The 21848-nt window shown below is 74.5% G+C and carries 20 protein-coding genes; 11 read left to right on the top strand and 9 right to left on the bottom strand.

Features of this window, described 5'->3' with window-relative positions:
• Positions 1-33 precede the first annotated feature (33 nt).
• Positions 34-1194 carry a winged helix DNA-binding domain-containing protein gene (locus A4V12_RS21380; RefSeq protein WP_234372277.1) on the bottom strand — a complete coding sequence of 387 codons (1161 nt, stop codon included), beginning with the start codon at positions 1192-1194 and terminating at the stop codon, positions 34-36.
• A 37-nt stretch (positions 1195-1231) separates the two neighbouring features.
• Between A4V12_RS21380 and A4V12_RS21375 the strand changes: the two genes are divergently transcribed.
• Positions 1232-2854, top strand: coding sequence for an alpha/beta fold hydrolase (locus tag A4V12_RS21375; protein WP_064071018.1), 1623 nt, complete (start codon positions 1232-1234; stop codon positions 2852-2854).
• A 48-nt stretch (positions 2855-2902) separates the two neighbouring features.
• On the opposite strand, the gene A4V12_RS21370 is transcribed toward A4V12_RS21375, so the two are convergent.
• The gene (locus A4V12_RS21370; RefSeq protein WP_064071017.1) at positions 2903-3178 is read right to left on the bottom strand and encodes a hypothetical protein; all 276 of its coding nucleotides are present in this window, start codon (positions 3176-3178) and stop codon (positions 2903-2905) included.
• Between the two features lie 133 nt (positions 3179-3311).
• On the opposite strand from A4V12_RS21370, the gene A4V12_RS21365 reads away from it, so the two are divergent.
• Positions 3312-3674, top strand: coding sequence for an arsenate reductase family protein (locus tag A4V12_RS21365; RefSeq protein WP_064071016.1), 363 nt, complete (start codon positions 3312-3314; stop codon positions 3672-3674).
• 163 nt (positions 3675-3837) lie between these two features.
• Positions 3838-4620 (top strand): hypothetical protein, encoded by a 783-nt coding sequence (locus A4V12_RS37630; protein ID WP_064071015.1) that lies wholly within the window; start codon positions 3838-3840, stop codon positions 4618-4620.
• A gap of 41 nt (positions 4621-4661) precedes the next feature.
• Here A4V12_RS37630 and A4V12_RS21355 read toward each other — a convergent pair whose 3' ends face one another.
• Positions 4662-5555: a Gfo/Idh/MocA family protein gene (locus tag A4V12_RS21355; protein WP_064071014.1), complete on the bottom strand. Its 894-nt coding sequence runs from the start codon at positions 5553-5555 to the stop codon at positions 4662-4664.
• Positions 5556-5792: 237 nt separating this feature from the next.
• Here A4V12_RS21355 and glnII point away from each other — a divergent pair, with 237 nt between their 5' ends.
• The 3 genes from glnII (at position 5793) to A4V12_RS21340 (ending at position 8694) form a co-directional block, all read left to right on the top strand.
• Positions 5793-6827 carry a glutamine synthetase gene (glnII, locus tag A4V12_RS21350; RefSeq protein WP_064071013.1) on the top strand — a complete coding sequence of 345 codons (1035 nt, stop codon included), beginning with the start codon at positions 5793-5795 and terminating at the stop codon, positions 6825-6827.
• Positions 6828-6926: 99 nt separating this feature from the next.
• Positions 6927-7838: a DUF6891 domain-containing protein gene (locus tag A4V12_RS21345; RefSeq protein ID WP_064071012.1), complete on the top strand. Its 912-nt coding sequence runs from the start codon at positions 6927-6929 to the stop codon at positions 7836-7838.
• A 280-nt stretch (positions 7839-8118) separates the two neighbouring features.
• Positions 8119-8694, top strand: coding sequence for a winged helix-turn-helix domain-containing protein (locus tag A4V12_RS21340; protein ID WP_064071011.1), 576 nt, complete (start codon positions 8119-8121; stop codon positions 8692-8694).
• 55 nt (positions 8695-8749) lie between these two features.
• Here the strand turns inward: A4V12_RS21340 and A4V12_RS21335 are convergent, their stop codons facing one another.
• Positions 8750-10273 (bottom strand): PepSY-associated TM helix domain-containing protein, encoded by a 1524-nt coding sequence (locus tag A4V12_RS21335; RefSeq protein WP_064071010.1) that lies wholly within the window; start codon positions 10271-10273, stop codon positions 8750-8752.
• Positions 10274-10329: 56 nt separating this feature from the next.
• On the bottom strand, positions 10330-10962 hold the full coding sequence (locus tag A4V12_RS21330) for a hypothetical protein (RefSeq protein WP_079137227.1): 633 nt from the start codon (positions 10960-10962) through the stop codon (positions 10330-10332).
• A gap of 194 nt (positions 10963-11156) precedes the next feature.
• Between A4V12_RS21330 and A4V12_RS21325 the strand changes: the two genes are divergently transcribed.
• Positions 11157-12143: an NAD-dependent epimerase/dehydratase family protein gene (locus A4V12_RS21325; protein WP_064071008.1), complete on the top strand. Its 987-nt coding sequence runs from the start codon at positions 11157-11159 to the stop codon at positions 12141-12143.
• A gap of 127 nt (positions 12144-12270) precedes the next feature.
• Positions 12271-13863: a DUF1996 domain-containing protein gene (locus tag A4V12_RS21320; RefSeq protein WP_064071007.1), complete on the top strand. Its 1593-nt coding sequence runs from the start codon at positions 12271-12273 to the stop codon at positions 13861-13863.
• Positions 13864-13963: 100 nt separating this feature from the next.
• Here A4V12_RS21320 and A4V12_RS21315 read toward each other — a convergent pair whose 3' ends face one another.
• Complete coding sequence (locus A4V12_RS21315) at positions 13964-14482, bottom strand: hypothetical protein (protein ID WP_064071006.1); 519 nt, start codon at positions 14480-14482, stop codon at positions 13964-13966.
• Positions 14483-14586: 104 nt separating this feature from the next.
• Here A4V12_RS21315 and A4V12_RS21310 point away from each other — a divergent pair, with 104 nt between their 5' ends.
• Both A4V12_RS21310 and A4V12_RS21305 read left to right on the top strand, forming a co-directional pair.
• On the top strand, positions 14587-17691 hold the full coding sequence (locus tag A4V12_RS21310) for an alpha-N-acetylglucosaminidase (protein ID WP_064071005.1): 3105 nt from the start codon (positions 14587-14589) through the stop codon (positions 17689-17691).
• 21 nt (positions 17692-17712) lie between these two features.
• The gene (locus A4V12_RS21305; RefSeq protein WP_107415471.1) at positions 17713-19665 is read left to right on the top strand and encodes a hypothetical protein; all 1953 of its coding nucleotides are present in this window, start codon (positions 17713-17715) and stop codon (positions 19663-19665) included.
• Between the two features lie 140 nt (positions 19666-19805).
• Here the strand turns inward: A4V12_RS21305 and A4V12_RS21300 are convergent, their stop codons facing one another.
• Positions 19806-20285 (bottom strand): hypothetical protein, encoded by a 480-nt coding sequence (locus tag A4V12_RS21300; RefSeq protein WP_159028907.1) that lies wholly within the window; start codon positions 20283-20285, stop codon positions 19806-19808.
• Between the two features lie 72 nt (positions 20286-20357).
• Entirely contained in the window at positions 20358-20651 is a 294-nt protein-coding gene (locus tag A4V12_RS21295) for a hypothetical protein (protein ID WP_064071002.1), read from the bottom strand.
• Positions 20652-20724: 73 nt separating this feature from the next.
• Between A4V12_RS21295 and A4V12_RS21290 the strand changes: the two genes are divergently transcribed.
• Complete coding sequence (locus tag A4V12_RS21290) at positions 20725-21447, top strand: TetR/AcrR family transcriptional regulator (RefSeq protein WP_064071001.1); 723 nt, start codon at positions 20725-20727, stop codon at positions 21445-21447.
• A 30-nt stretch (positions 21448-21477) separates the two neighbouring features.
• Here A4V12_RS21290 and A4V12_RS21285 read toward each other — a convergent pair whose 3' ends face one another.
• Positions 21478-21828, bottom strand: a complete 351-nt coding sequence (locus tag A4V12_RS21285; RefSeq protein WP_064071000.1) for a 5-carboxymethyl-2-hydroxymuconate Delta-isomerase — start codon at positions 21826-21828, stop codon at positions 21478-21480.
• Positions 21829-21848: the final 20 nt, after the last annotated feature.

The raw sequence follows: 21848 nt of genomic DNA, 5'->3' as shown, positions 1-21848 counted from the left end.
CGGGCGCGTGCCCGCGGGCGGCGCGTGCCCGCGTCAGGCGGACAGTTCGCGTTCCAGGGGGGTTCGGAAGCGGGGGGTGATGCGGGTGGTGCCGAGCCAGGAGTGGAGGCGGGCCGCTTCCGCCTCGACGGCGGTGAGGGCGTCGTGGCCCGGGTCGGGGTCCAGGAGGCGCCAGACCGGTTCGCCGTCGGGGCGCTGGGCCCAGCCGCCGATGATGCGGCCGTTCCACCAGACGGTGGGCCCGATGTTGCCGCTGCGGTCGAAGAGGGCGGTGCGGTGGGCGGCGGGGAGGTACCAGTCCCGGGCCTGCCAGCCCATGGGGGTGGGGTCGAGGGCGGGGAGGAGCGCCGCCCAGGGGGCCGGGGCCGGGGTCCGGCCGGTGTCGTCGGGCAGGACGTGGCCCGTGGTGCCGTCGTCGAGGTCCACCGGGACGGCGTCCACGGCGGCGAGGGCCGCCCGTACGTCGGTGACCTTCCAGCCCGTCCACCACTTCAGGTCCGCCTCGGTCGCGGGACCGTGGGAGGCGAGCCAGGCGCGGGTGAGGGTGGCGCGGGCCTCGGCGGGCGGCAGGTCGGGGAGCGCGGGGGCGATCGCCCAGCGGAACAGGCTGGACGTCCAGGAGCCGAGCGGGCGGCCCCGGACGACGCGGGCCTCGGTGCCGAGCAGGCGCAGCAGCCGGGTGGAGACGGTCTGGCGCTGTTCGTAGCTCGTGCCGGGGGCGTACACGAACTGCTCGCGCAGCCTCGGTTCGTCCTCGGCGAGTTCGGTGGCGGTCGCCTCGCCGCGCCGGGCGAGGTGGCCGAGGACCGACCGCTCGACGTCCGCCAGCCACCGCGCGTCGAGGGAGCTGCCCGCTGCCAGCTGCTTGAGCAGGGAGGCGCGTTCGCGGGCGGCGACGGCGTGGGTGGTGGACGCCTGGACGACGGGGGCGAGGGAGGCGGGGAGGACGAAGACCGTGTGGCGCATGCCGTGCATGCGGATCAGGGTGCGGTCCTCGTACAGGGCCCGTTCCATGGCGGCCACCGGGCCCGCGGGGTCGGCCAGGCGGGCGCCCGCGGCGAGGTGGACGGTGGCGGGGTCGGTGCCGTGCAGGGCGGTCAGGGACGCCGCGACCTGTTCGACCGTGGTCGCGCGGGCCTCGGGGGCGAGGTGGTGGCGCACGGCGATGCGGTCGCGGCGCTCTTCGTCGGTCATGCGGGGGCGGTGGCTCGGCATGGTCTAGAACGTAACCATGGATGCGGTGGAGTGTGACGGGGAACGGATAGCTCTCGTGCGGCGGGATCCCGGGGGTGCGCCCGGTGTGACCGTGCTGGTACTGCACGGGGCGGGGAACGGCAGTGCCGAGCGGCTGGTGCCGGTGCTCGACGAGTTCGCGGCGCGGGGCTTCCGGGTGGTGGCTCCCGACTTCTCTGGGCACGGGCGGAGCAGTGGTGATCCGGCCGAACTGAGCCTGGAGCGGCGGTTCGTGCAGGCGCGCGCGGTCGTCGACCGGGTGGTGCCGGAGGGTGACGAGCTGGTGCTGGTCGGGTTCAGCATGAGCGGTCAGACCGTCGCCGACCTGGTAGCCCACTACGGCGGGCGGGTGCGGGCGGTGGGGCTGTGCGCGCCGGCGGTGTACGCGCGGGAGGCGTGGGGGGTCCGGTTCGGGCACGGGTTCACGGAGATCATCCGCCGTGCGGACGGCTGGCGGGACTCGGCCGCGCCGGACGCGCTGCGGGCGTTCGAGGGGACGGCGGTGCTGGCCGTGCCGGGCAGCGACGAGGTGATCCCGCCCGCCGTCACCGAGGCCGTCGAGGACGCGCTCACGGCCCGCTCCCAGTACCGGCGGCTGGACGTGGAGCGCGCGGGCCACCGGCTGGGGGCGTGGTTCGCGACCGGGGCGGACGACCGGCGGCGGTTCGTCGACGCGGTCACGGCGCCGCCGAGGACGCCGGACTGGGTGGCGAAGTCGCTGCGCGAGGGCGAGCGGGTGCGGTCGGCGCGCCTGCTGGCCGGCGGCTGGACGTCGCAGATGCGGCTGCTTCGGGTGGCGGGACCGCGGGGCGACGGGCGGGACCTCGTCCTGCGGTCGTTCGTCAAGCCGTTCTACCGGCGGCACGCGGCGGGTCTGCTCGCGCGGGAGGCGGAGGTGCTGGCGCTGCTGGCCGGTACGGGGATCCCGGTGCCGGAGTGCCTGGCCGTGGACGCGGCGGCCGAGTTCTGCGACGCGCCGTCGCTGCTGATGACCCGTCTGCCGGGTGCCGTACGGGTCGGCGAGGAGGACCTTCAGGCGCGGCTCGGGCTGCTGGCGCGGCAGTTGGTGGCCGTCCACCGGGTTCCGGTGCCGCGGGGCGCGCGCCCCCGCCCGTACCAGGCGTGGACGTCGCCGGAGCGGGTGAGGGTGCCGGTGGGCACGGAGCGGCCCGGGCTGTGGGCGCGGGCGGTGGAGGTGATCGGGCGTGAGGCCCCGGCGTACGAGGGGTGCTTCCTGCACCGGGACTTCCACCCGGGCAACGTCCTGTTCACGGGCGGGGGCGAGGACCTGCGGGTGAGCGGTGTCGTGGACTGGGTGGAGACCTCCTGGGGGCCGGCCGACCTGGATGTGGCGCACTGTTCCACCGCTCTGGCGCTGCTGTACGGGGCGGAGTGCGGGCTCGGGTTCGCCGGGCGGTACGTCGCGCACGGCGGCGTACTGGCCGCGGATCCGGAGGCACGGTTGTACTGGCGGCTCCTGGACGCGCTGGCGTTCGCCCCCGACGCGGACAAGGTGGGGCGGTCCTGGCGGGAGCTGGGGCGCGCGGACCTGACGCCCCGGGTGCTCGCGGCACGGCTGGAGGCGTACGTGGGCGCGCTGCTGGAGGGGCCCGGGAGGTAGGGGTCCGTGCCCGCCGCCCGGCTGCCGGGCGGCGGGCACGGACGGTGCTCAGCGGCTGCTGTGGATCAGCACCCGGACCATCCGGCAGGTGATGTCGGACGGCGGGTGGATGCCGATGCGCTCCGCCGTGTTCCGTATCGTGTCGTCGTCGGCCTGGGACGGGTGGTAGACACCCGAGTCCAGCAGGGCGATGGCGAGCCGCATGGCCTTCAGGCGGCGGTTGTGGGACACGTACCACTCGCGGGGCCGGCCCGCCGGGAGCGGCTTCTTCTGCAGGGGCTTGAAGGGTTCGAGGGGCAGTGTCGTGAGTGCGGCTACGGCCATCGGCGACCTCCTGGTGCGCGGTGTGTGGACCCTCCCCCGGGCCCTCACGAACTCCTTTGATTTTACCGCCGCCCACTGACAATCGGCCCTGGCCAGCACGGCTTTGAGCGGCGGCGGGGGTACGGTGGCGGGCATGGAGATCTGGATCAACCCCGCCTGTTCCAAGTGCCGTGGCGCGCTGACCCTGCTCGACGAGGAGGGGGCCGACTACACCGTCCGCCGCTACCTGGAGGACGTCCCGTCGGCCGACGAGATCCGCGACGTGCTCGCCCGCCTGGGTCTGGAGCCGTGGGACATCACCCGCACCCAGGAGGCCGCCGCCAAGGAGCTGGGGCTGAAGGACTGGCCGCGCGAGGCCGGTGCGCGCGAGCGCTGGATCACGGCGCTGTCGGAGCACCCGAAGCTGATCCAGCGCCCGATCATCACCGCCGACGACGGTACGGCGGTGGTGGCCAGGACGGACGAGGCGGTGCGGGACGCGCTCGGCCGGTCCTGACGCCGGGCCCGGTCCTGTCCCCGTTCGGGGCGTTTTCGCTCCGGTCAAATGCATTGACTTTCACGGGAGTTGAGTAAAGGGCCTTCGCTACTCGTACGTAGGGGCACACACGGAACCGATCCGGCCGTCACTCCCCCGAACGGCCGGGGACAGGAGCCCCTACGTGTCACGCAAGAAGACGCTCAGCGGGAAGAAGAAGCTGGCCCTGCTCGTCGGCGCGGCCGCGATGGTCGGCGGCACGGCCATCGTGATGACCGGGACCAGCCAGGCGTCGGTGGCCTGCGACGGCCTGGCCACGGCGCTGAGCAACAACGAGAAGTTCATCGCCGGCCAGCGGGCCAATCCCGACGCCCAGTCGGAGGCGCGCATCGCCAACCGCGAGGCGGTCATCGCGCAGATCAAGCGCCAGCAGGAGGCCGCCGGGTGCGAGGTCGGCGAGGGCAGCGCCCAGGGCGGTGCCGAGGGCGGCGCCCAGGCGGGCGGTCAGGCGCCGGGCGCCGGAGCGGGGCAGGATGCCGGAAAGGGCAACGGCCAGGGCCAGGGCGCCGGGCAGGGCAATGGACAGGGCGCGGGCCAGGGCAACGGCCAGGGTCAGGGCGCGGGCCAGGGCGCGGAGCAGGGCAACGGCCAGGGCGCGGGCAACGGCAACGGCCAGGGCGCGGGCGCCGGGCAGGGCCAGCAGGCCGGCGGCGAGGTCGGCGAGGTGGTCTGCGCCGGGTCGACCGTGACCCTCTCCGGTGAGGGCGGCGCCCCCGCCGCCTCCAGCAACCAGTTCCCGGCCGGCACCAAGCTGAAGGTGACCAACCTGGACAACAACAAGTCCACGACCGTCGAGGTCACCTCCACCTCCGGGAGCTGCGCCCTGCTGAACAACGCGGCGTTCGAGCAGGTCCGCGAACCCGGCAAGTTCCTCATCCGCAAGGCGCGCATCGAGCGCGTCGGCTGACGGGGCCCCGCCCCCGTACCCCCCGGGACAGGAGGCGCGGCTCAGTCGGCGAGCCGCGTCTCCGCCTCCGCCAGGATCTCCGTCACGCGCAGCCCGAACCGCACGTCGCAGGGGTGCGCCCTCCCGCTCCGCACCGCCGCCAGGAGCGCGTCCACCGCCGCCCCGAACGACCCGACCGCGTCCGCCCACGACGGCATCACCACCCGCCCCCGGTCGCCGAAGAGCACGACGCCGGCGTCCGAGGCCCCGACCGGGGCGCTCAGACTCAGCGACACGGTGCTGCCGGCGCCGGACGCGTGCCGCAGCACCAGGTGCCGGGCGTCCCCCGGGCCCGCGACGGCCGACGCGACCTCCGTCACGTCCCCGAGCACCGGCAGCAGCACCGACAGCACGTGCGGGCCCACGTCCCACAGCCCGCCCTTCTCCCTGCGCCAGGGCGACGCGGCGTACGCGCTCGTCGACCCCGGCGAGAACAGCGCGCCCAGCCAGTGCGCCTGCGCCAGGTACCAGCCGCCCGCGGCCGCCTGCTCCTCCACCCAGGGGGCGGTGCCGGAGGCGAACCGGAGGGTGCAGAAGACGACGGACGCGACCCCCGCCCGGCCGGCCGCCTCCGCGACCTCGCGGGCGCCGGCCACGCTGGTGGCGACCGGCTTGTCGAGCAGCAGGTGGCAGCCGGCCGCGGCGGCCCGTGCCGCGAGCGGCGCCTGCACGTCCGGGGGCAGGGCGAACGCGACGGCGTCGCTCGCCGCCAGCAGCGCGTCCACGTCGTCGTACGCCTTCGTGCCGTGGGTGGCCGCCAGGGCGGCGGCCGCCTCCGGGCGCCTGCCCCACACCCCGCTGAAGGTGATGCCGGGGTGCGCGGCGAGCGCGGGTGCGTGGGTGCGGTCCGCCCAGGGGCCGGTGCCGAGGAGTCCGATGCGCGGCGTGCTGTCCATGTCCGCCAGTCTGCCCGCTGTGCGACCGCCGCACCGGACGGGTGTCGCATACCTTCGGGCCGGCGGGGTACGCCCCGGGCACGGTGGGCCCGGCCGCGCGGGGCCGCGGACGCACAGCGGGCCGCCGAAACACAGGAAACCTGAGTAACACGGGGTTCACAAACGGGCAACGGTCGGGAAATCCCGTATTGCGAAGCTGCGCGGCATACCGCTGCACCCGCAAAGGATGAGGCCCCCGTGACCATCAAGGCTGAGTACATCTGGATCGACGGCACCGAGCCGACCGCCAAGCTGCGCTCGAAGACGAAGATACTGGCCGGCTCCGCCCCGACCGGCGTCGCCGATCTGCCCATCTGGGGCTTCGACGGGTCCAGCACCAACCAGGCCGAGGGCCACGCCTCCGACCGCGTGCTGAAGCCGGTCTTCTCCTGCCCGGACCCGATCCGCGGCGGTGACGACATCCTCGTGCTGTGCGAGGTCCTCAACACGGACATGACGCCGCACGAGTCGAACACGCGGGCCGCGCTGGCCGAGGTCGCGGAGCGGTTCGCGGCGCAGGAGCCGATCTTCGGCATCGAGCAGGAGTACACCTTCTTCAAGGGCTCCCGCCCGCTCGGCTTCCCCGAGGGCGGTTTCCCGGCCGCGCAGGGCGGCTACTACTGCGGTGTCGGCTCGGACGAGATCTTCGGCCGTGACGTCGTCGAGGCGCACCTGGAGAACTGCCTGAAGGCGGGCCTGGGCATCTCCGGCATCAACGCCGAGGTCATGCCGGGCCAGTGGGAGTTCCAGGTCGGCCCGCTGGCGCCGCTGGAGGTCTCCGACCAGCTGTGGGTCGCCCGCTGGCTGCTCTACCGCACCGCCGAGGACTTCGACGTCTCCGCCACCCTGGACCCCAAGCCGGTCAAGGGCGACTGGAACGGCGCCGGTGCGCACACCAACTTCTCCACCAAGGCGATGCGTGAGGGCTACGACGCGATCATCACCGCGTGCGAGTCGCTGGGTGAGGGCTCCAAGCCCATGGACCACGTCAAGAACTACGGCGCCGGCATCGACGACCGTCTGACGGGTCTGCACGAGACCGCCCCGTGGAACGAGTACAGCTACGGCGTCTCGGACCGCGGCGCCTCGGTCCGCATCCCGTGGCAGGTCGAGAAGGACGGCAAGGGCTACATCGAGGACCGCCGCCCCAACGCCAACGTCGACCCGTACACGGTGACCCGTCTGCTGGTGGACACCTGCTGCTCCGCGCTGGAGAAGGCCGGTCAGGTCTGATCCGCCGCACCGCCGTCACGGCCGGAGGGCGCCCACCGTCGCGGTGGGCGCCCTCCGGCCGTCGCGGTCGCTGTCAGTGGTGTCTGCCACTGTGGGCCCATGCTTGCGATCAGGGTGGAGACGGAGCGGAACGGCGAGGAGTGCGCCCGCGTCACGGCGGAGCGGCTCGAGGACCTCGTGCGGCGCATCGGGGGGCACGGGGACCGCTTCCTGGTGGTGCAGCGGATACCGGACGAGCCGGACGTCTTCGTCCAGGTGTGGCACGAGGACGGTGGCGGCTACCAGCTGGAGCACCGTGACGGGGCGCCCGAGCGGCACTTCGTGGTGGAGCAGGACGACGCCGCGCAGGTCGCCGAGCGCATGGTGCGGTGGGCCCGGCGGGAGAGCGGCTGGGACGCCGGGCTGGTCTGGCGGAGCGCCGGTCTGCCGCTGCCCGAGCCGGTGCCGGAGCTCGACGCGCAGCTGCGCGAGCAGGTCGGGCAGCGGGTGCGCGAGCTGCTGGTGTGCGGGTACGCGAACCGGGCGCAGCTCGCCCAGGTGGCGGAGGACTGGGCGGCCGGCGGGGACGACCGGCCGGTCTCACCGGCGCAGGCGCGCGTGCTGACGGACCGGCTGTGGCGGGAGCGGCTGGAGGAGCAGGCGGGCTGGGAGGGGACGACGGACCCGGAGCGCGTCGCGCGGGCGTTCGCGGCGCTCGACGCGCGGGGGATCGTGGCCCGGGAGAACTTCACCTGCTGCCGCACCTGCGGGACGTCGGAGATCGGGGCGGAGGCGGACGGGGACGCGCGCGGCTTCGTCTTCTTCCACAGCCAGGGCACCGAGGGCGCGGCGGCCGGGTACGGCCTGCCGTTGCTGTACGGCGGGTTCGACGGCTCCGCACGGACCACGGCCGCCGTCGGGCGGGAGGTCGTCGCGGCGCTGCGCGCCGAGGAGTTGACGGTGGACTGGGACGGGTCGCCGGAGCGGGTGATCATGGTGACGGGGCTGGAGTGGCGCAAGCGGCTGCCGTGAGACGGTGCCGTTCCGGTGGGTGAGAAGGGCGGGTGCCGTGCACCGGCATCTGCTTCAATAGGGGCATGGCCAGCCTTCAGAACACCGCGACGGGTCGCAGTGACCTCCAGCCGTTCTGGCCGTCCCGTCAGCACCACGACTTCGACCGGGTGTGTTGCCGCGCGATGAACGCGCCGGCCCTCTAACGCCTTCGGCACCCTGCCCCGACAGCCGGACAGGCCTTCGGCCGGCGCGCATGTGACGTCCTCTCCCGTCCCTTCGCGCGAAAGCTGACCTCATCATGGCGAACACCCGCACCCTTTCCGCCGTTTCCGCCGTTCCCGCCGTTTCCGTCCCGGCCGCTCAGGCGGCGCCGGTGGCCGGCCGCCACCGGCTTCGTGCCGTCGACGAGCACGACGAACCCCTCCGTCTGCCCGGCGGTGTCGACGTCGCGGACTTCCTGCCGCCGGGCGCCACCTGGGTGCCGGCGCCACCGCAGAGCGTGCCGTCGCTGCCGGGCCGGCCGCCGATGGTCGGGTACCTGGTGCTGGTGCCGGCCGAGCAGCACCCGGCCGGTGCGGGAGCCGCGCCGGCCGGCGGTCCGGTGACGATCGACGGCGCCCGGCGCACGGCCCAGGTGGACGGGCAGCCGCTGGACCTGACGTACCTGGAGTTCGAGCTGCTGGCGCACCTGGTCGCGCACCCCCACCGGGTGCACACCCGGGATCAGTTGGTGACCACCGTGTGGGGGTACGGACACGTGGGCGACGGGCGCACCGTGGACGTCCACGTCGCCCGGCTGCGGCGCAAGCTGGGCGCCGAGCACCGCCACACGATCCAGACCGTGCGGCGGGTCGGCTACAAGTACGCGCCGTGACCGGCCGGGCCGGGGGCGGGGACGCAGGGCCCCCGCCCGCGGCGGACGGCCGGGGCTACCGCGCGGACGCCTCCCGGGCGGCTCGGCGGGTGCGGGCCATGGCCACCCGGCCGAGGACCACGTCCACGGCGAGGAACGCCAGCAGGCTGATGCCGAGCATGGGCACGAACCAGCCCACCAGCGCCGTCGCGGCGGCCAGCGGCAGGAGCAGGGTGACGGGCGCCTTGCGCCAGGCACCGCGCGCCACGGGCCGGCCCGCGCTCAGCCTCCGCTCCTTCGTCGGCCGCCGCAGCCACCACATCCGGTAACCCCACACGACGAGGGCGATCAGCCCGACCATGAGGGCGGCGAGGAGGAGCTGGTTGACGAGCCCGAACAGGACGCCCATGTGGGCGTCGATACCGAAGCGGGTCAGCTTGGCGAGCAACGGGTAGTCCGCGAACCGCAGTTCGTCGATCACCGCGCCGTCGGCCGGGTCGATCGCCACCGAGTCCAGGTGCACCGGGTACTGGGTGTCGGTCTCCTTGACGACGTACCCCTTGCCCTCGGCCGGGAGGGTCACGGCGATCTTTCCGGCCACACCGGCGCCGCGGGCGGCCTCGACAGCCTGGTCGATGCCGACGTCCGGGCCCTGGGGGGCGGGGGCGGTGTCGTGGCCCGTGCCGTGGCCCTCGTGGCCGGTGTCGCCACCCGCGGCCGCGCCGTCGAGGGTGGCGGAGACGGTGGGGGTGGCGCCACCCAGCCGGGTCTGGAGGACGTCGATGTTCTCGCCCGCGTACCGGGACCAGGTCAGACCGGTGGCGGAGAGGATGACGAGTCCGGTCACCGCCCACAGGCCGACCGATCCGTGCCAGGAGAGGGTGCGGCGGCGGGACGTGAGGCCGCGCTCGGGGAGGAACAGGGCGCGCCGGGTGGCGCGCCTGCGGCCGATCCACAGGGCCAGGCCGCCGAGGGCGACCACCCACATCCAGCTGGCGGCCATCTCGCTGTAGTGGCGCCCGAGTTCACCGAGCCGCAGGTCGGCGTGGAACTCCGACAGCCAGGTGCGCAGCGGGAGGGCGCCCGAGCTGCCGTAGCTGGGCAGGTCTCCGCGCACCTCGGCGGTGTACGGGTCGACGAAGACGGCGAGCGACTTGCCCTCCTCGACGGCCGGGCTGCTCATGAGGACCCGGGTGGTGGCCCCGTCCTCCGGGGAGGGCCACACGGCGGTCACGGTGCCGTCCGGGTGGGCCCGGCGGGCGGCGTCGACCTGCTGGGACAGCGGGAGGACCGTGTCGCCGACCGGGACCCGGAGTTCGTGGCCGTAGAGGATTCTCTCCGCCTGGAAGGAGAGGGCGTAGAGCAGGCCGCTCGTCGCGGCGATCAGCAGGAGCGGGGCTATGAGGAGGCCCGCGTAGAAGTGGACGCGGAGGAAGAGGGGGCGCAGGGCGCCCCAGGTGGACCCGGTGCCCGTGGGGGCGGGGGTGGCTTCAAGTGAGGTGGCTTCGGGTGAAGCTGCTTGGTCGGGGGTGGCTTCGGCGGGGGTGGTCGCGGCGGGGTCTTCCGCCGGTACGGCCGCCGTGCGGTCGTCAATGGCCATGACTGTCCTAGGAGTCGGCGTCGAGTGCAGGTCTGCACGGGGAAGCGGCCCCCGGGTCAGACGTGCGTCGCTCCGGGGACCGTGGCTCGGGGTACGGCGACCGCGGGCGGGCCGCGCCGCGACACGCTGTGCGCGAGGACGACGCCGTGGTCACGGCGCAGGTCACGGGCGCGCGGGCGCGGCGGGCGGGGGGCCTCGGGCAGCAGGACGACGGCGAGCAGCAGCCGCAGCGGGGTGAAGGCCAGGGCGGCGACGGCGCGGGCGAGCCGGAAGAACGCCGCCTCGCCGCGGGCGAGCCAGAGCGCGCACACGGCGGCGGCGAGCAGGTGGACGGCGGCCATGCCGGGGGTGACGCCGTCGGCGAGGCCGGCGAGGTCGGCGAGGAGGGCGGCCGGGCCGCCGGGTCCGGCCACCGCGTGCGGCTCTCCGGCCGCACCGGCGCCGCCCGCCAGGCCGCCGGCGCCGTGCGCCATGGCGGGCATCGGGTCCGGGGCCGTGCCCGCCGCCGGGACGTGGGAGTGGTGCCCACCGCCGGCCGTGAACGTCAGGTGCAGCACGCCCTGCGCGGTGAGCAGTCCCGTACCGATGAACGCCGCGCCACGGCGGCGGCCCGCGGCGGCCCAGGCCGGCGCGACGGTGGCGGCGAAGGCGAGGAGCAGCGAGCCGGGCGGAACACCATGGGCAGACATGGACGAATGCCCCACCGCGGCCAATGTCACGCATACGGCCGCGAAAAGTGCGGCACGCAGGGCGCGCATCGGCGATTGGGCGTTCGTCATCGTCGGCCCATGCTGCCATCCCGTCGGCGAGGACGGGAGGCGGCCCGTTCTTCTGGCAGCAGAACCGCTGGTCGGAGGCGGGACGGGCGGGGCAGAGTCGGCGCATGAGACTGCTGATGCTGGGTGGTACGGAGTTCGCCGGACGCGCCGTCGTGGAGGCGGCGCTCGGCCGCGGCTGGGAGGTGACGGTCTTTCACCGGGGCCGCCACGAGCCGCCCGCCGGTGTCGTCCCGCTGCTGGGTGACCGCACCCGGCCGGACGGGCTCGCGGCGCTGGCCCGGGGCGAGTGGGACGTGGTCGTCGACACCTGGTCGTCCGACCCGGTCGCGGTGCGGGACGCGGCACGGCTGCTCGCCGGCCGGGCCGGGCGTTACGTGTACGTCTCCAGCCGCAGCGTCCACACCTGGCCGCCGGCGGCCGGGCTCTCCGAGGACGGGCCGCTGGTCGCGTCCTCGCCGGACGCCACCGGTGTGCCGTACGCGGAGGCCAAGCGGGGCGGGGAGCTGGCGGCGGTCGCCGCGTTCGGCGAGGAACGGGTGCTGTCGGGCCGCGCCGGGCTGATCATCGGCCCGTGGGAGAACGTCGGCCGCCTGCCGTGGTGGCTGAACCGGATCGCGCGGGGCGGCCCGGTGCTCGCCCCGGGGCCGCGCGACCTGGCCCTCCAGTACATCGACGTCCGCGACATGGCCGCGTGGCTGCTGGACGCCTGCGAGGCGGGGCTGTCGGGCCCGTACAACCTGGTGAGCGAGCCGGGGCACACGACCATGGGCGAGTTGCTGGATGCCTGTGTGCGGGTCACCGGTTCGGACGCCGAACTGCGCTGGAGGGACCCGGAGACCGTCCTCGGCGCGGGCATCGAGCCCTGGTCGGGGCTGCCGATCTGGCTCCCGCCGGGCGAGGCGTACGACGCGATGCACACCGGCGACGTGAGCAAGGCCCTCGCCGCGGGGCTGCGGTGCCGCCCGGCGGCCGAGACGGTCGCGGACACCTGGGCGTGGCTGTGCGGACTGGGCGGGACGGCGCCGCAGCGGACGGACCGGCCGGCCGTGGGGATCACCCCGGAGCAGGAGGCGGAGGTCCTGGGCCCGTGAGGGCGGGGAGTCGTGCTTCGCCCGCTTTGAGGACGTAGATTTCTACGAATTCCCGTGTGCGGTGAACGAGTTGTGCAGGGAGGCCGTATGGAACGGAGCGGTTCACCCCGCCCAGGATTGGAGTTCCATGCGACGCACACGAAAACGCTCGACACTGGCCAACCGGGCGATCGCCGCCTCGGCTGCCCTGATACTGGGCGGCGGCGGGTTGGTCGCGGCCAACGTCTACGCTTCCGCCGGAGAGGGCTGGTCCGGTTGGTCCGGCTCCCAGCAGCAGCAACAGAAGCCGCTGAACGCCGGGCAGCAGATGTCGACCATCGACTGTCCCGAAGTCGCCAACGGTCTTCCGGCCGTGCCCGACCAGGCACGCGCCGAGGTGGACCGGGAACTGGCGAACATGGACACCCAGATCACCGAGGCGTACCAGCGGTTCGCCGATCAGAAGGAACAGATCCAGCAGGATCCGGCTTTTGCTCAGAATGCCATTCTGAATCCTTTGAAGGACAAGCGGGTCGCCGCGATCGAGCGGATCGTGATCGCCATCGATCGCGCCGCCCAGCGCCCGGACGGTCTGCAGAGCCTGGCCCCCTGTGCCCTGCGCGCGGACGACACCGCCCAGGTGAAGGACGGTAACGAGGGCGGCCAGGACGGCGGGGACCAGAACGGGGACGGCCAGAACGACGGCCAGAACGGCGCTGACCAGAACGGCGACGGCCAGAACGACGGCCAGAACGACGGCGGTCAGGACGGAGGGGACCAGAACGGAGGGGACCAGAACGGCGGCGACCAGGGCCAGGACCAGGGCGGTCAGGGACAGGGTCAGGGGCAGGCGGGCAACGGGCCCGTGGCCGGTGACTTCGTCGACATCCAGAGCGTCCAGCCCAACGTCCGCAACCCGCGCAAGCTGCAGGGCGCCTCGCGCGGAACCTTCACCACCGATTGCGGGACGAACCAGAACGGCAAGTTCAACCCCGACAACGTGATCGTCGCGCCCGGCGTGAGCAACGGCGCCCACCACATGCACGACTACGTGGGCAACCAGGCCAACGACGCCTTCGCCAGCGACGACGACCTCGCCAACGGGCAGACGACCTGCCGCAACCAGGGCGACAAGTCGACCTACTTCTGGCCGGTCCTGCGCCTTCAGAACGGCCAGAACGAGAACGACGCCAACGCGGACGGCGGCGGCAAGGACAAGAACGTCGGCGAGATCCTCACGCCGAGCCAGGTCACGATGAACTTCGTCGGCAGCCCGGTCGGCAAGGTCACGGCCATGCCGAAGTTCCTCCGCATCATCACCGGCGACGCCAAGGCGTTCACCAACGGTGACGCGAACGCCAACGCGTCCTGGAGCTGCACGGGCTTCGAGGACCGGCAGCTGAAGGACAAGTACCCGATCTGTCCCCAGGGCAGCCAGGTCGTCCGGTCGTTCAAGTTCCAGAGCTGCTGGGACGGCCAGAACACCGACAGCGCCAACCACCGCACGCACGTCGCGTTCGCCGACGGGAACGGCAACTGCCCCAACGGGTTCCAGGCCATTCCGCAGCTCGTCCAGCGGATCGTCTACGACGTGCCGCAGGGTTCCGTGTTCGCCGTGGACTCGTTCCCCGAGCAGCTCCACAAGCCGATCACCGACCATGGAGACTTCATCAACGTCTTCAACAACCGGCTGATGCAGCAGATGGTGAGCTGCATCAACGGCGGGCGCCGCTGCGCCTGACCGGAACCGTCCGATCGGATCCACCCGATCGGCGACCCCGCTCACACAAGAAGGGCCGGACCACCACCCGGTGGTCCGGCCCTTCGGCGTCGGTGTGCGGTCAGCCGCCGTGCTCGCCCGAGTGGCCGCCGTGGCCGCCGTCGCCCTTGCCGCCGTCCTCGTGGCCGCCGTCGCCCTCGCCGCCCTCCCCGTGGCCCTTGCCGTCACCGCTGCCGGAGTGGTGCGAGGAGCCGGCCTCCATGTCGCCGCCGAGCCGGTCGCGCAGCGCCGTGACGACCTTCTCCTCACCCACGGCCACCCACTTGCGGCCGACCAGGTACGAGCCGCCGTAGTCGTTCGCCTCGTTGATCCACTCGCGCTGCCCGCGGTCGGTGGCGAAGGTGGCCAGCACGTACGCGCCGTCCTTCGTCCGGCAGTTGGCCTGGCGGATCTCCTCCGCGTCCGTCTGTATGTTCGGTTCGCACGCGACCTTCGCCGCCAGCTCCTCAAGGGTGCCTGTCGCCGTCTTCGGCGCGGCGTCGGGTTCGTCCCCGCCCGCGCCGCACGCCACCGCGGTGGGCAGAGCCAGGGCCACCAGGGCGGCCGTCACCAACGCCAAACGAGTTCGTTCCGTACGCATCTGGCCATCGTGCCGGTTCGCACCCCTGTTCCGGGTGCGAACGCCGAGTAACGTGCGCCACGTCCGTCACCTGATGTGCCGTCAGCACTGTGGAGGAGCGCGCCGTGACCGACCTGTCGAGACGAACGCTGCTGGGAGCCGCCGGCACGCTCGGCACGGGCGCCGCGCTCGCCGGGGCGGCGCAGCCCCCGGCCCGCGCGGCGGAGGGCGCCATGGCCCCGGCCCGCGCGGAGGAGGACCCCATGGCCCCGGCCCGTGCCGCCCTCGGACGGCTGCTGCCCCGTCACGCGGACCAGTTCGCGCTCACCCGCCTCGACGGCGGGCCGGACCGCTTCCGGGTCACCGGCTCGGCCGGCCGCGTGGAGGTCGCCGCCACCGGCCCGGCCACCGCCCTCACCGGCGTCCACTGGTACCTGAAGTACCGGTGCGGGGCGCACATCTCCTGGGCCGGCCGGCAGACGGACCTCCCGGCGCGCCTGCCCGCGCCCGGCGAACCGCTCGCCCGCGAGGCCACCGTCCCGCACCGGTTCGCCCTCAACGACACGCACGACGGGTACACGGCGCCGTACGCCGACTGGGCCCGCTGGGAACGGCTGATCGACGTCCTCGCCCTGCACGGCTGCAACGAGGTCCTCGTCACCACCGGGCAGGAGGCCGTCTACCACCGGCTCCTGCGGGACTTCGGGTACACCGACGCCGAGGCCCGCGCCTGGCTGCCCGCCCCCTCCCACCAGCCGTGGTGGCTGCTCCAGAACATGAGCGGCTACGGCGGCCCGCTCACCCCCGCCCTGCTCGCCCGCCGCGCCGCACTGGGCCGCCGCATCACCGACCGGCTGCGCGAACTGGGGATGCACCCCGTCCTCCCCGGCTACTTCGGCACGGTCCCGGACGGCTTCGCGGAGCGCAATCCCGGCGCCCGGACGGTCCCCCAGGGCGTTTGGGCGGGCCTGCGGCGCCCCGACTGGCTCGACCCGCGCGGGGAGGTCTTCGCGCGCGTGGCCAAGGCCTTCTACCGGCACCAGGAGGAGCTCTTCGGCGATGTCCGCCACTTCAAGATGGACCTGCTCCACGAGGGCGGGTCGGCCGGCGACGTGCCCGTCGCCGAGGCCGCCCGCGCGGTGGAGGCCGCCCTGCGCTCGGCCCGCCCCGGCGCGACCTGGGTGATCCTCGGCTGGCAGGACAACCCGCGCCGCGACCTGCTGGACGCGCTCGACCGGACCGGGCTCCTCGTCGTGGACGGGCTGTCCGACCTGGAGACCGTCACCGACCGCGAGAAGGACTGGGGCGGCGTCCCCTACGCCTTCGGCACCATCCCCAACTTCGGCGGCCGCACCACCATCGGCGCCAAGACCCACCTGTGGACCGAGCGCTTCACCGCCTGGCGCGACAGGCCCGGCTCCGCCCTCGCCGGAACGGCCTACATGCCGGAGGCCGCCGAACGGGACCCGGCCGCCCTGGAGCTGTTCACCGAACTGGCCTGGCGGCGCGAGCCGGTCGACCGGACCCGCTGGTTCGAGCGGTACGCCGACCTGCGCTACGGCGGCCGGGACGCACGCGCGCGTGAGGCCTTCGCGGTCCTGCGGGACACCGCGTACCGCATCACCAGCCGCGACGGCCGCCCGCACGACTCGGTCTTCGCCGCGCGGCCCCGCCTCGACGCCGCCTCCGGCGCCCATTACGCCACCCACTCCCCCGCCTTCGACCCCGCCCGCTTCGACGCGGCGTTCGCCGCGCTGCTGGGCGTGCGGGAGCCGCTGCGCCGCTCGGACGCGTACCGCCACGACCTCACCGACCTCGGCCGCCAGGTCCTCGCCAACCGCTCCTGGCAGCTGATCGGCCGGCTGCGGGACGCGTTCGCCGCCCAGGACCCGGCCGCCTTCCGCGCGCTGTCCCGGCTGTGGCTGCGGCTGATGCGGCTGAGCGACGACATGACCGGCTCGCACCACGCCTTCCTCCTCGGCCCCTGGCTGGCGGACGCCCACCGCGAGGGCCTGGAGCGCACCGCCCGCGTCCTCGTCACCACCTGGGGCGACCGCCCCACCGCCGACGGGGGGCGCCTCGCCAACTACGCCAACCGCGACTGGTCCGGCCTGATCGCCGACTTCCACCTCCCCCAGTGGCGGGCGTACCTCGACGAGATGGAGGACGCCCTCACGCAGGGCCGGGCCCCCCGGGCCTTCGACTGGTACGCGGTCGAGGAGCCCTGGACGTACGGGACGGAGACCTACCCCCTGCGGCCGTTCCACGACGCCCACCGCACGGCCACGCGCGTGTACGAGACCCTCTCCCGCGCCCCCTTCCAGGGTGCCGTCACCGTCTCCAGCACTCCCGCCGCCCTCCTCCCGGGTGCCGCCGCCGAGGTCACCGCCACCTTCCGCAACGTCAACGGCCTGCGCGCCACCGGCCCGGTGGGGCTCGTCCTCACCGGCTTCGGCGACCAGCCGCCGCTGGGGCTCCCGTCCGTCCCGGCGGCCGGCGCGGGGACCGTCTCCTGGGGCGTCACCGCCCCGGCCGGCCCGCCGGCCGCCCCCGTCGTACCGCTCCCGTACGAACTGCGCGCCACCTACGGCCCCAAGGGCGAGGCGCCGGTCACCGCCGTCCACCGGGGCCACCTGTACCTGGCGGGCCCCCTGGACCGACGGTGGCGCACCTGCACCAACAGCGGGGCCGTCTTCGGCCGGGCGGGTGGCCGGTACGCCGTGAACGGCGGCGGACAGGACCTGTGGAAGGCCACCGCCGAGTTCGGCGCCCTCTACCAGGAGGGGGTGCTGCGCGACGGCGCGGTCCTGACCGTACGGGTGGACTCGCAGGACGCGACGGGCCCCTGGGCGCGAGCCGGGATCGTGGCGCGGAACTCCCTGCCGACGCCCGGGGCGGCGGGTTTCCTCAACCTGGCGGTGACCCCGCTCAACGGCGTGGTCCTCTCCCACGACGCGAACGGCGACGGCACCCTCGACACCTACCGGAGGATCACCGGCGTCCGGGCGCCGGTGCTGCTGCGGCTGTCCCGCGCGGGGGACGCCGTCACCGGCTCCTGCTCCACGGACGACGGCGCCACCTGGCGGACGGTCGCCACCGTCCGGGTGCCCGGCGCGGCGGCCGCGCAGGACGCCGGACTGTTCATGACCGCGACGAACGGGGCCGGCGGGGCGCGCGGGACGGCCGTGTTCAGCGCGGTGACCGGCTGGCGGGACACGCCCGGCAGGTGACCATCCCCGTAATCGCTCGTTCTGCTGAACGTGAGCACCCAGGAACTCGCCGCCCCCGCACCCGTCGACGTCGACCAGGCCGAGGCCGCCCTCGTCGAGCACTACCCGAGGCTCGTCCGGATCGCCTACCTGGTCCTGCCGCCCGCGCTCGGGCGCAACCGCCGTGTGCTGACCGCGCATTCCCTGGTGCAGCGCGCGCTGCCGCGCCGCCGCACGCCGGGCGCCGGCGGGATGCCGGGCCAGCGGCGGGCCGAGGACGCGGTCGACCCCGGGTACGCGTACGTGCGGGTGCGGGTGCTGCGCCAGGCGCTGGACGCCGGGCTGCCGCTGCGCCTGAGGGCCCTGCCCAGGCGGGCGCAGCTGCCGCCGCTGCTGCCGCAGGTGTGGGGGCTGCGGCTGTTCCCGCGCGCGGGGGGCGCCGACGAGCTCTCCCTCGACCAGCGGTTGTCGGCCCTGTCGGGGCCGGGGCGCGCCGCCTACGTGCTGCGCGGGCTGGAGCGGCAGGGCGACGCCGAGGTGCGGCGGGTGCTGGCGGACGCCGGGGTGGCGAACCCGAAGGCGGCGCTGGCCGAGGCGGACGGGGTGGACGCGCCGGGGGAGCTGAGCGCCGCCGGCCTGCTGGAGTCGCCGGAGTTCGATCCGTGCTCGTTGCAGGCCCGCCCCACGGACCTGATGCGGCGGCGCCGGCACGGAAGGGCGGCGCTCGCCGCGCTCGCGGCGGCCGTGGTGTGCGGGACGCTGCTGGCGCTGCCGGGCGACGGCTGGGGCCCGGACGGGGCGGCCGCTCCGTCGTACGCCCGCAACCCGGTGGCCGAGGCCGCCCTGGACCCGGGCAATCTGCGGCGGGTCGCCCCGGCCGCCTGGCAGCGCTCGGACCGTACGGACTTCTCGGTGTGGCCCGCGCGCGGTGCTCTGACCGGTGACCGGGCGCTGCTGCGGCGGGCGCTGGCGGTGTGGGCGCGGCCGGGTGCGGGCGTGCAGGTGTCGGCGACGCCCGGTACGCCGCCGGGGCCGCCGATGGGCCCGCCGCAGCTGCTGTTCGCCGGTGAGGTCGACCATGCGCGGGTGGTGCTGTTCCACGACGGGCTGCGGGCGGTGCGGTACGCGGAGCCGATGGACGGCACGGAGGGCGCGGCGCTGGACTTCGCGCGGACGGACGGCGCGGACACGGCGTCGGCGGCCGCGCTGGTGGTGGGGCGCAGCCACGCCAATGTGCGGTACCTGACGGCGCCCTGGGTGCGGGAGGTGGCGGTGCGGGACCTGGTCCAGCCGCTGGCCGCGACGCGCCCGGTGGCGCGGGACGCGCACGGCGTCACGAGCGCGCTGCTCAGTCCGGCGGCGCCGAGCGAGTGCCGGGAGTGGGACGTGCTGGAGGTGCGGGACGGCTCGGCGACCCGGACCCTGACCGACCTCGGCGAGCTGGTGCCCGCCCGGCTGACGTCGGGCCCCCCGGCCGCGCCGGCCGACCTGGCGGACGCCGGTGTCACGGCGCGTGCGGAGTGGGCGCGGACGGCCTGTCTGCTGCAGCAGGTGCGCACGACCGGGGTCCGGGCGGTGAACTCCTGGCGGTTCGCGGAGCAGGAGCTGCCCGGTGCGGCGGACACGGCGGCGCGTGCCGCGTGGCTGTGCACGCGCGCGGAGACCTGGCGCGGTACGGGTGGGGTGGCGCTGGCGCAGTTCCAGGCGCCGCCCGCGCGGGCCGGTGCGCTGGTGGGGAAGGCGGAGGGTTCCCCGGCGTGCGGGACGAAGGACCCGAAGGTCCTGGCGGGTGCGCTGTGGCGCTCCCCGGACGGGCGGTGGTGGATGCTGGCGGCGGGCAGCCGGCAGGTGGCGTCGGTCGCCGTGGCGGGCGGGGTGACGGGCGGCGTGGAGCGCGACCGGCTGCTGGCGGTGGAGCTGCCGGGCAAGCCGGCCGAGCGGGTGGAGCTGACCGGGCGGCTGGAGGACGGCACGAGGATCACTTCCCTGCGCTGACCCGGCGAAAGCGGGCCGCGCACCCGCGTCCCGCTCGTCGGTTCCGGCGCAGCTCCGCGTCTCGCGCTGCCCGGGGGCGGCTGGTGCCGGACCTGTGAGGCGGTGGGGCACCGGCGGCCGGTGCCCCACCGCCCTTCCCGTCAGAACGGCGGCTCGCCCCAGTTGAGGCACACCGCCGACGACTTCACCTGGTGCGGCACACCGTTGACGGTGAGCGTGACGTAACCGCCGTACGGCCCGCCCTGGCTGGCGTGCCACTCCCAGCAGTCCTCGACGACGTCGGTCGGTCCGTAGCAGGCGTGGTTCGTGCCCGTCGGCAGCGTCTTCTCGTTGCAGTCGGCGGAACCGAAGTCACTGACGATGCGGCCGCTCATCGTGACGGGCTTGCCCGAGAAGTTGTTGGCCACCAGCACGACCTGGGCCTTGCCGAGGCTGCTCACGACGAGGCACCCCTGGAACCTGACCTTCGGCGCGGCCGGGTGCTCCACGGCCGTCTCGCAGTCGTAGAACGGCCCGGCGACGGGCTGCCAGTTGGGAGCCGCCACGGCGGTACCCGACCCCAGCACGGTGGCACCGATCAGCGCCGCCCCGGCGGCGACCCCCTTGAACGTCTTGCGCACGAACACCCCTCCCCTTGATCACCTGTTCGGCACGTCGAAGCGTAGATCCTTTCCGGCGCGGTCTCCGGTCATTTACGGCAGCAGCAGCCAGTCGGCGGCGAGGGCGGCGACGAGGCCGGCGGCGAGGAGCCAGGTGCCGAGGCGGGTGCGGCCGTTGCGGCTGAGCTCGATGACGACGCCGCACAGGATCATGGCGAGTCCGTAGACGCCGACCACGAGTACGGAGGTCCGGCTGGCCAGTCGGAGGACCAGGACGACCGCCAGCGCCACCAGCAGGACGGACGCCGCGGCGATCCGCAGATGGCGGGCCCGGCGGGGGCTGAGGCCGGGGCGCGGTGCCGGGGTTCCGGGGTCGGGGGTGGTCATGTCCGGCAGCGTAGCGAACTGTGTATGGGCCACTGTTCGAAGGGCCGCGGGTGGCGGACGTTAGGCTGTTCGCATGACGACCGGGGCGCGGCGCAGGATGGGCGTCGAGGAGCGCAGGCAGCAGCTGATCGGGGTGGCGCTGGAGCTGTTCAGCCGCCGCTCCCCCGAGGACGTGTCGATCGACGAGATCGCCGCCGCCGCGGGCATCTCCCGGCCGCTGGTCTACCACTACTTCCCCGGCAAGCAGAGCCTGTACGAGGCGGCGCTGCGGCGTGCGGCGGACGAGCTGGCCGCCCGGTTCGTCGAGCCGCGCCGCGGTCCGCTGGGGGCGCGGCTGCTGCGGGTCATGGGGCGGTTCTTCGACTTCGTGGAGGAGCACGGGCCGGGGTTCTCGGCGCTGATGCGCGGCGGGCCGGCGGTCGGTTCGACCGCGACGAACGCGATGATCGACGAGGTGCGCCAGGCCGCGTACGAGCAGATCCTCGCCCATCTCGGCGTCACGGACCCGCCCGCCCGGCTGGAGCTGGTCGTGCGGTCGTGGGTGTCGCTCGCCGAGTCGACGGCGCTGCTCTGGCTGGACGGGCGCCGGATCCCGCGCGAGGAGCTGCAGTTGCAGCTGGTGCACGACTTCGCGGCGCTGGCGTCGGTGAGCGCGGCGTACGACGGGGAGATGGCGTCGCTGCTGATCCACATGCTGGCCGACGAGCCGGCCGACGGGCCGTTCGGTGACCTGGTCGACCGGCTGGCGACGCTGCTGACCAAGATCCCGGCGGTGACGGCGCAGACGCCCGTCTAGGGAGTGTCCGGCGGTGCCGCCCGGTGCGCGTCAGCGCGAGCGGTACGAGGGGTCGAGGTCGTGGACCTCGGCGGAGACGTGCAGCACCCGGCCCTCGGCCGGCTCGACGTACTCCGCTACGAGCGCGAGGACCGCTTCGGTCAGCCGGGCCTTGGCCTCGTCGCTGCGCCCGGCCAGCAGGTCGATGCCGACGTGGATCAGGGCGTCGTCGGCGGAGCCGTCCCCGGTCACGGTGTCCTCCGCGCGGCGGGTGCGGGTCTTGCAGGCGGCGAGCCGGGCGCCGACCGTCTCGACGACCAGGGGGTGCAGGGCCAGCGCGAAGCCCCGGCGGTCGAAGTCGTCGTCGAGGGAGGCGGAGTAGTCGACGGTGATCTGCGGCATGGGTGGCACTCCCGTGGGTC

The organism is Streptomyces noursei (assembly GCF_001646665.1).
Taxonomy (GTDB): Bacteria; Actinomycetota; Actinomycetes; order Streptomycetales; family Streptomycetaceae; genus Streptomyces; species Streptomyces lavendulocolor.
The sequence above is the reverse complement of the archived record's forward strand: the minus strand, read 5'-3'. Positions and strand labels throughout refer to the sequence as shown.

What these genes read in the sequence shown, in the direction of transcription:
- A4V12_RS21330 (WP_079137227.1), bottom strand. Translation starts at nt 10,962, where the DNA reads ATGTCTGCCCATGGTGTTCCGCCCGGCTCGCTGCTCCTCGCCTTCGCC.
- A4V12_RS21295 (WP_064071002.1), bottom strand. Translation starts at nt 20,651, where the DNA reads ATGACCACCCCCGACCCCGGAACCCCGGCACCGCGCCCCGGCCTCAGC.
- A4V12_RS21325 (WP_064071008.1), top strand. Translation starts at nt 11,157, where the DNA reads ATGAGACTGCTGATGCTGGGTGGTACGGAGTTCGCCGGACGCGCCGTC.
- A4V12_RS21290 (WP_064071001.1), top strand. Translation starts at nt 20,725, where the DNA reads ATGACGACCGGGGCGCGGCGCAGGATGGGCGTCGAGGAGCGCAGGCAG.
- A4V12_RS21340 (WP_064071011.1), top strand. Translation starts at nt 8,119, where the DNA reads ATGGCGAACACCCGCACCCTTTCCGCCGTTTCCGCCGTTCCCGCCGTT.
- A4V12_RS21355 (WP_064071014.1), bottom strand. Translation starts at nt 5,555, where the DNA reads ATGGACAGCACGCCGCGCATCGGACTCCTCGGCACCGGCCCCTGGGCG.
- A4V12_RS21335 (WP_064071010.1), bottom strand. Translation starts at nt 10,273, where the DNA reads ATGGCCATTGACGACCGCACGGCGGCCGTACCGGCGGAAGACCCCGCC.
- A4V12_RS21315 (WP_064071006.1), bottom strand. Translation starts at nt 14,482, where the DNA reads ATGCGTACGGAACGAACTCGTTTGGCGTTGGTGACGGCCGCCCTGGTG.
- A4V12_RS21380 (WP_234372277.1), bottom strand. Translation starts at nt 1,194, where the DNA reads ATGACCGACGAAGAGCGCCGCGACCGCATCGCCGTGCGCCACCACCTC.
- A4V12_RS21285 (WP_064071000.1), bottom strand. Translation starts at nt 21,828, where the DNA reads ATGCCGCAGATCACCGTCGACTACTCCGCCTCCCTCGACGACGACTTC.
- A4V12_RS21370 (WP_064071017.1), bottom strand. Translation starts at nt 3,178, where the DNA reads ATGGCCGTAGCCGCACTCACGACACTGCCCCTCGAACCCTTCAAGCCC.
- A4V12_RS21345 (WP_064071012.1), top strand. Translation starts at nt 6,927, where the DNA reads ATGCTTGCGATCAGGGTGGAGACGGAGCGGAACGGCGAGGAGTGCGCC.
- A4V12_RS21320 (WP_064071007.1), top strand. Translation starts at nt 12,271, where the DNA reads ATGCGACGCACACGAAAACGCTCGACACTGGCCAACCGGGCGATCGCC.
- A4V12_RS21365 (WP_064071016.1), top strand. Translation starts at nt 3,312, where the DNA reads ATGGAGATCTGGATCAACCCCGCCTGTTCCAAGTGCCGTGGCGCGCTG.
- A4V12_RS21375 (WP_064071018.1), top strand. Translation starts at nt 1,232, where the DNA reads ATGGATGCGGTGGAGTGTGACGGGGAACGGATAGCTCTCGTGCGGCGG.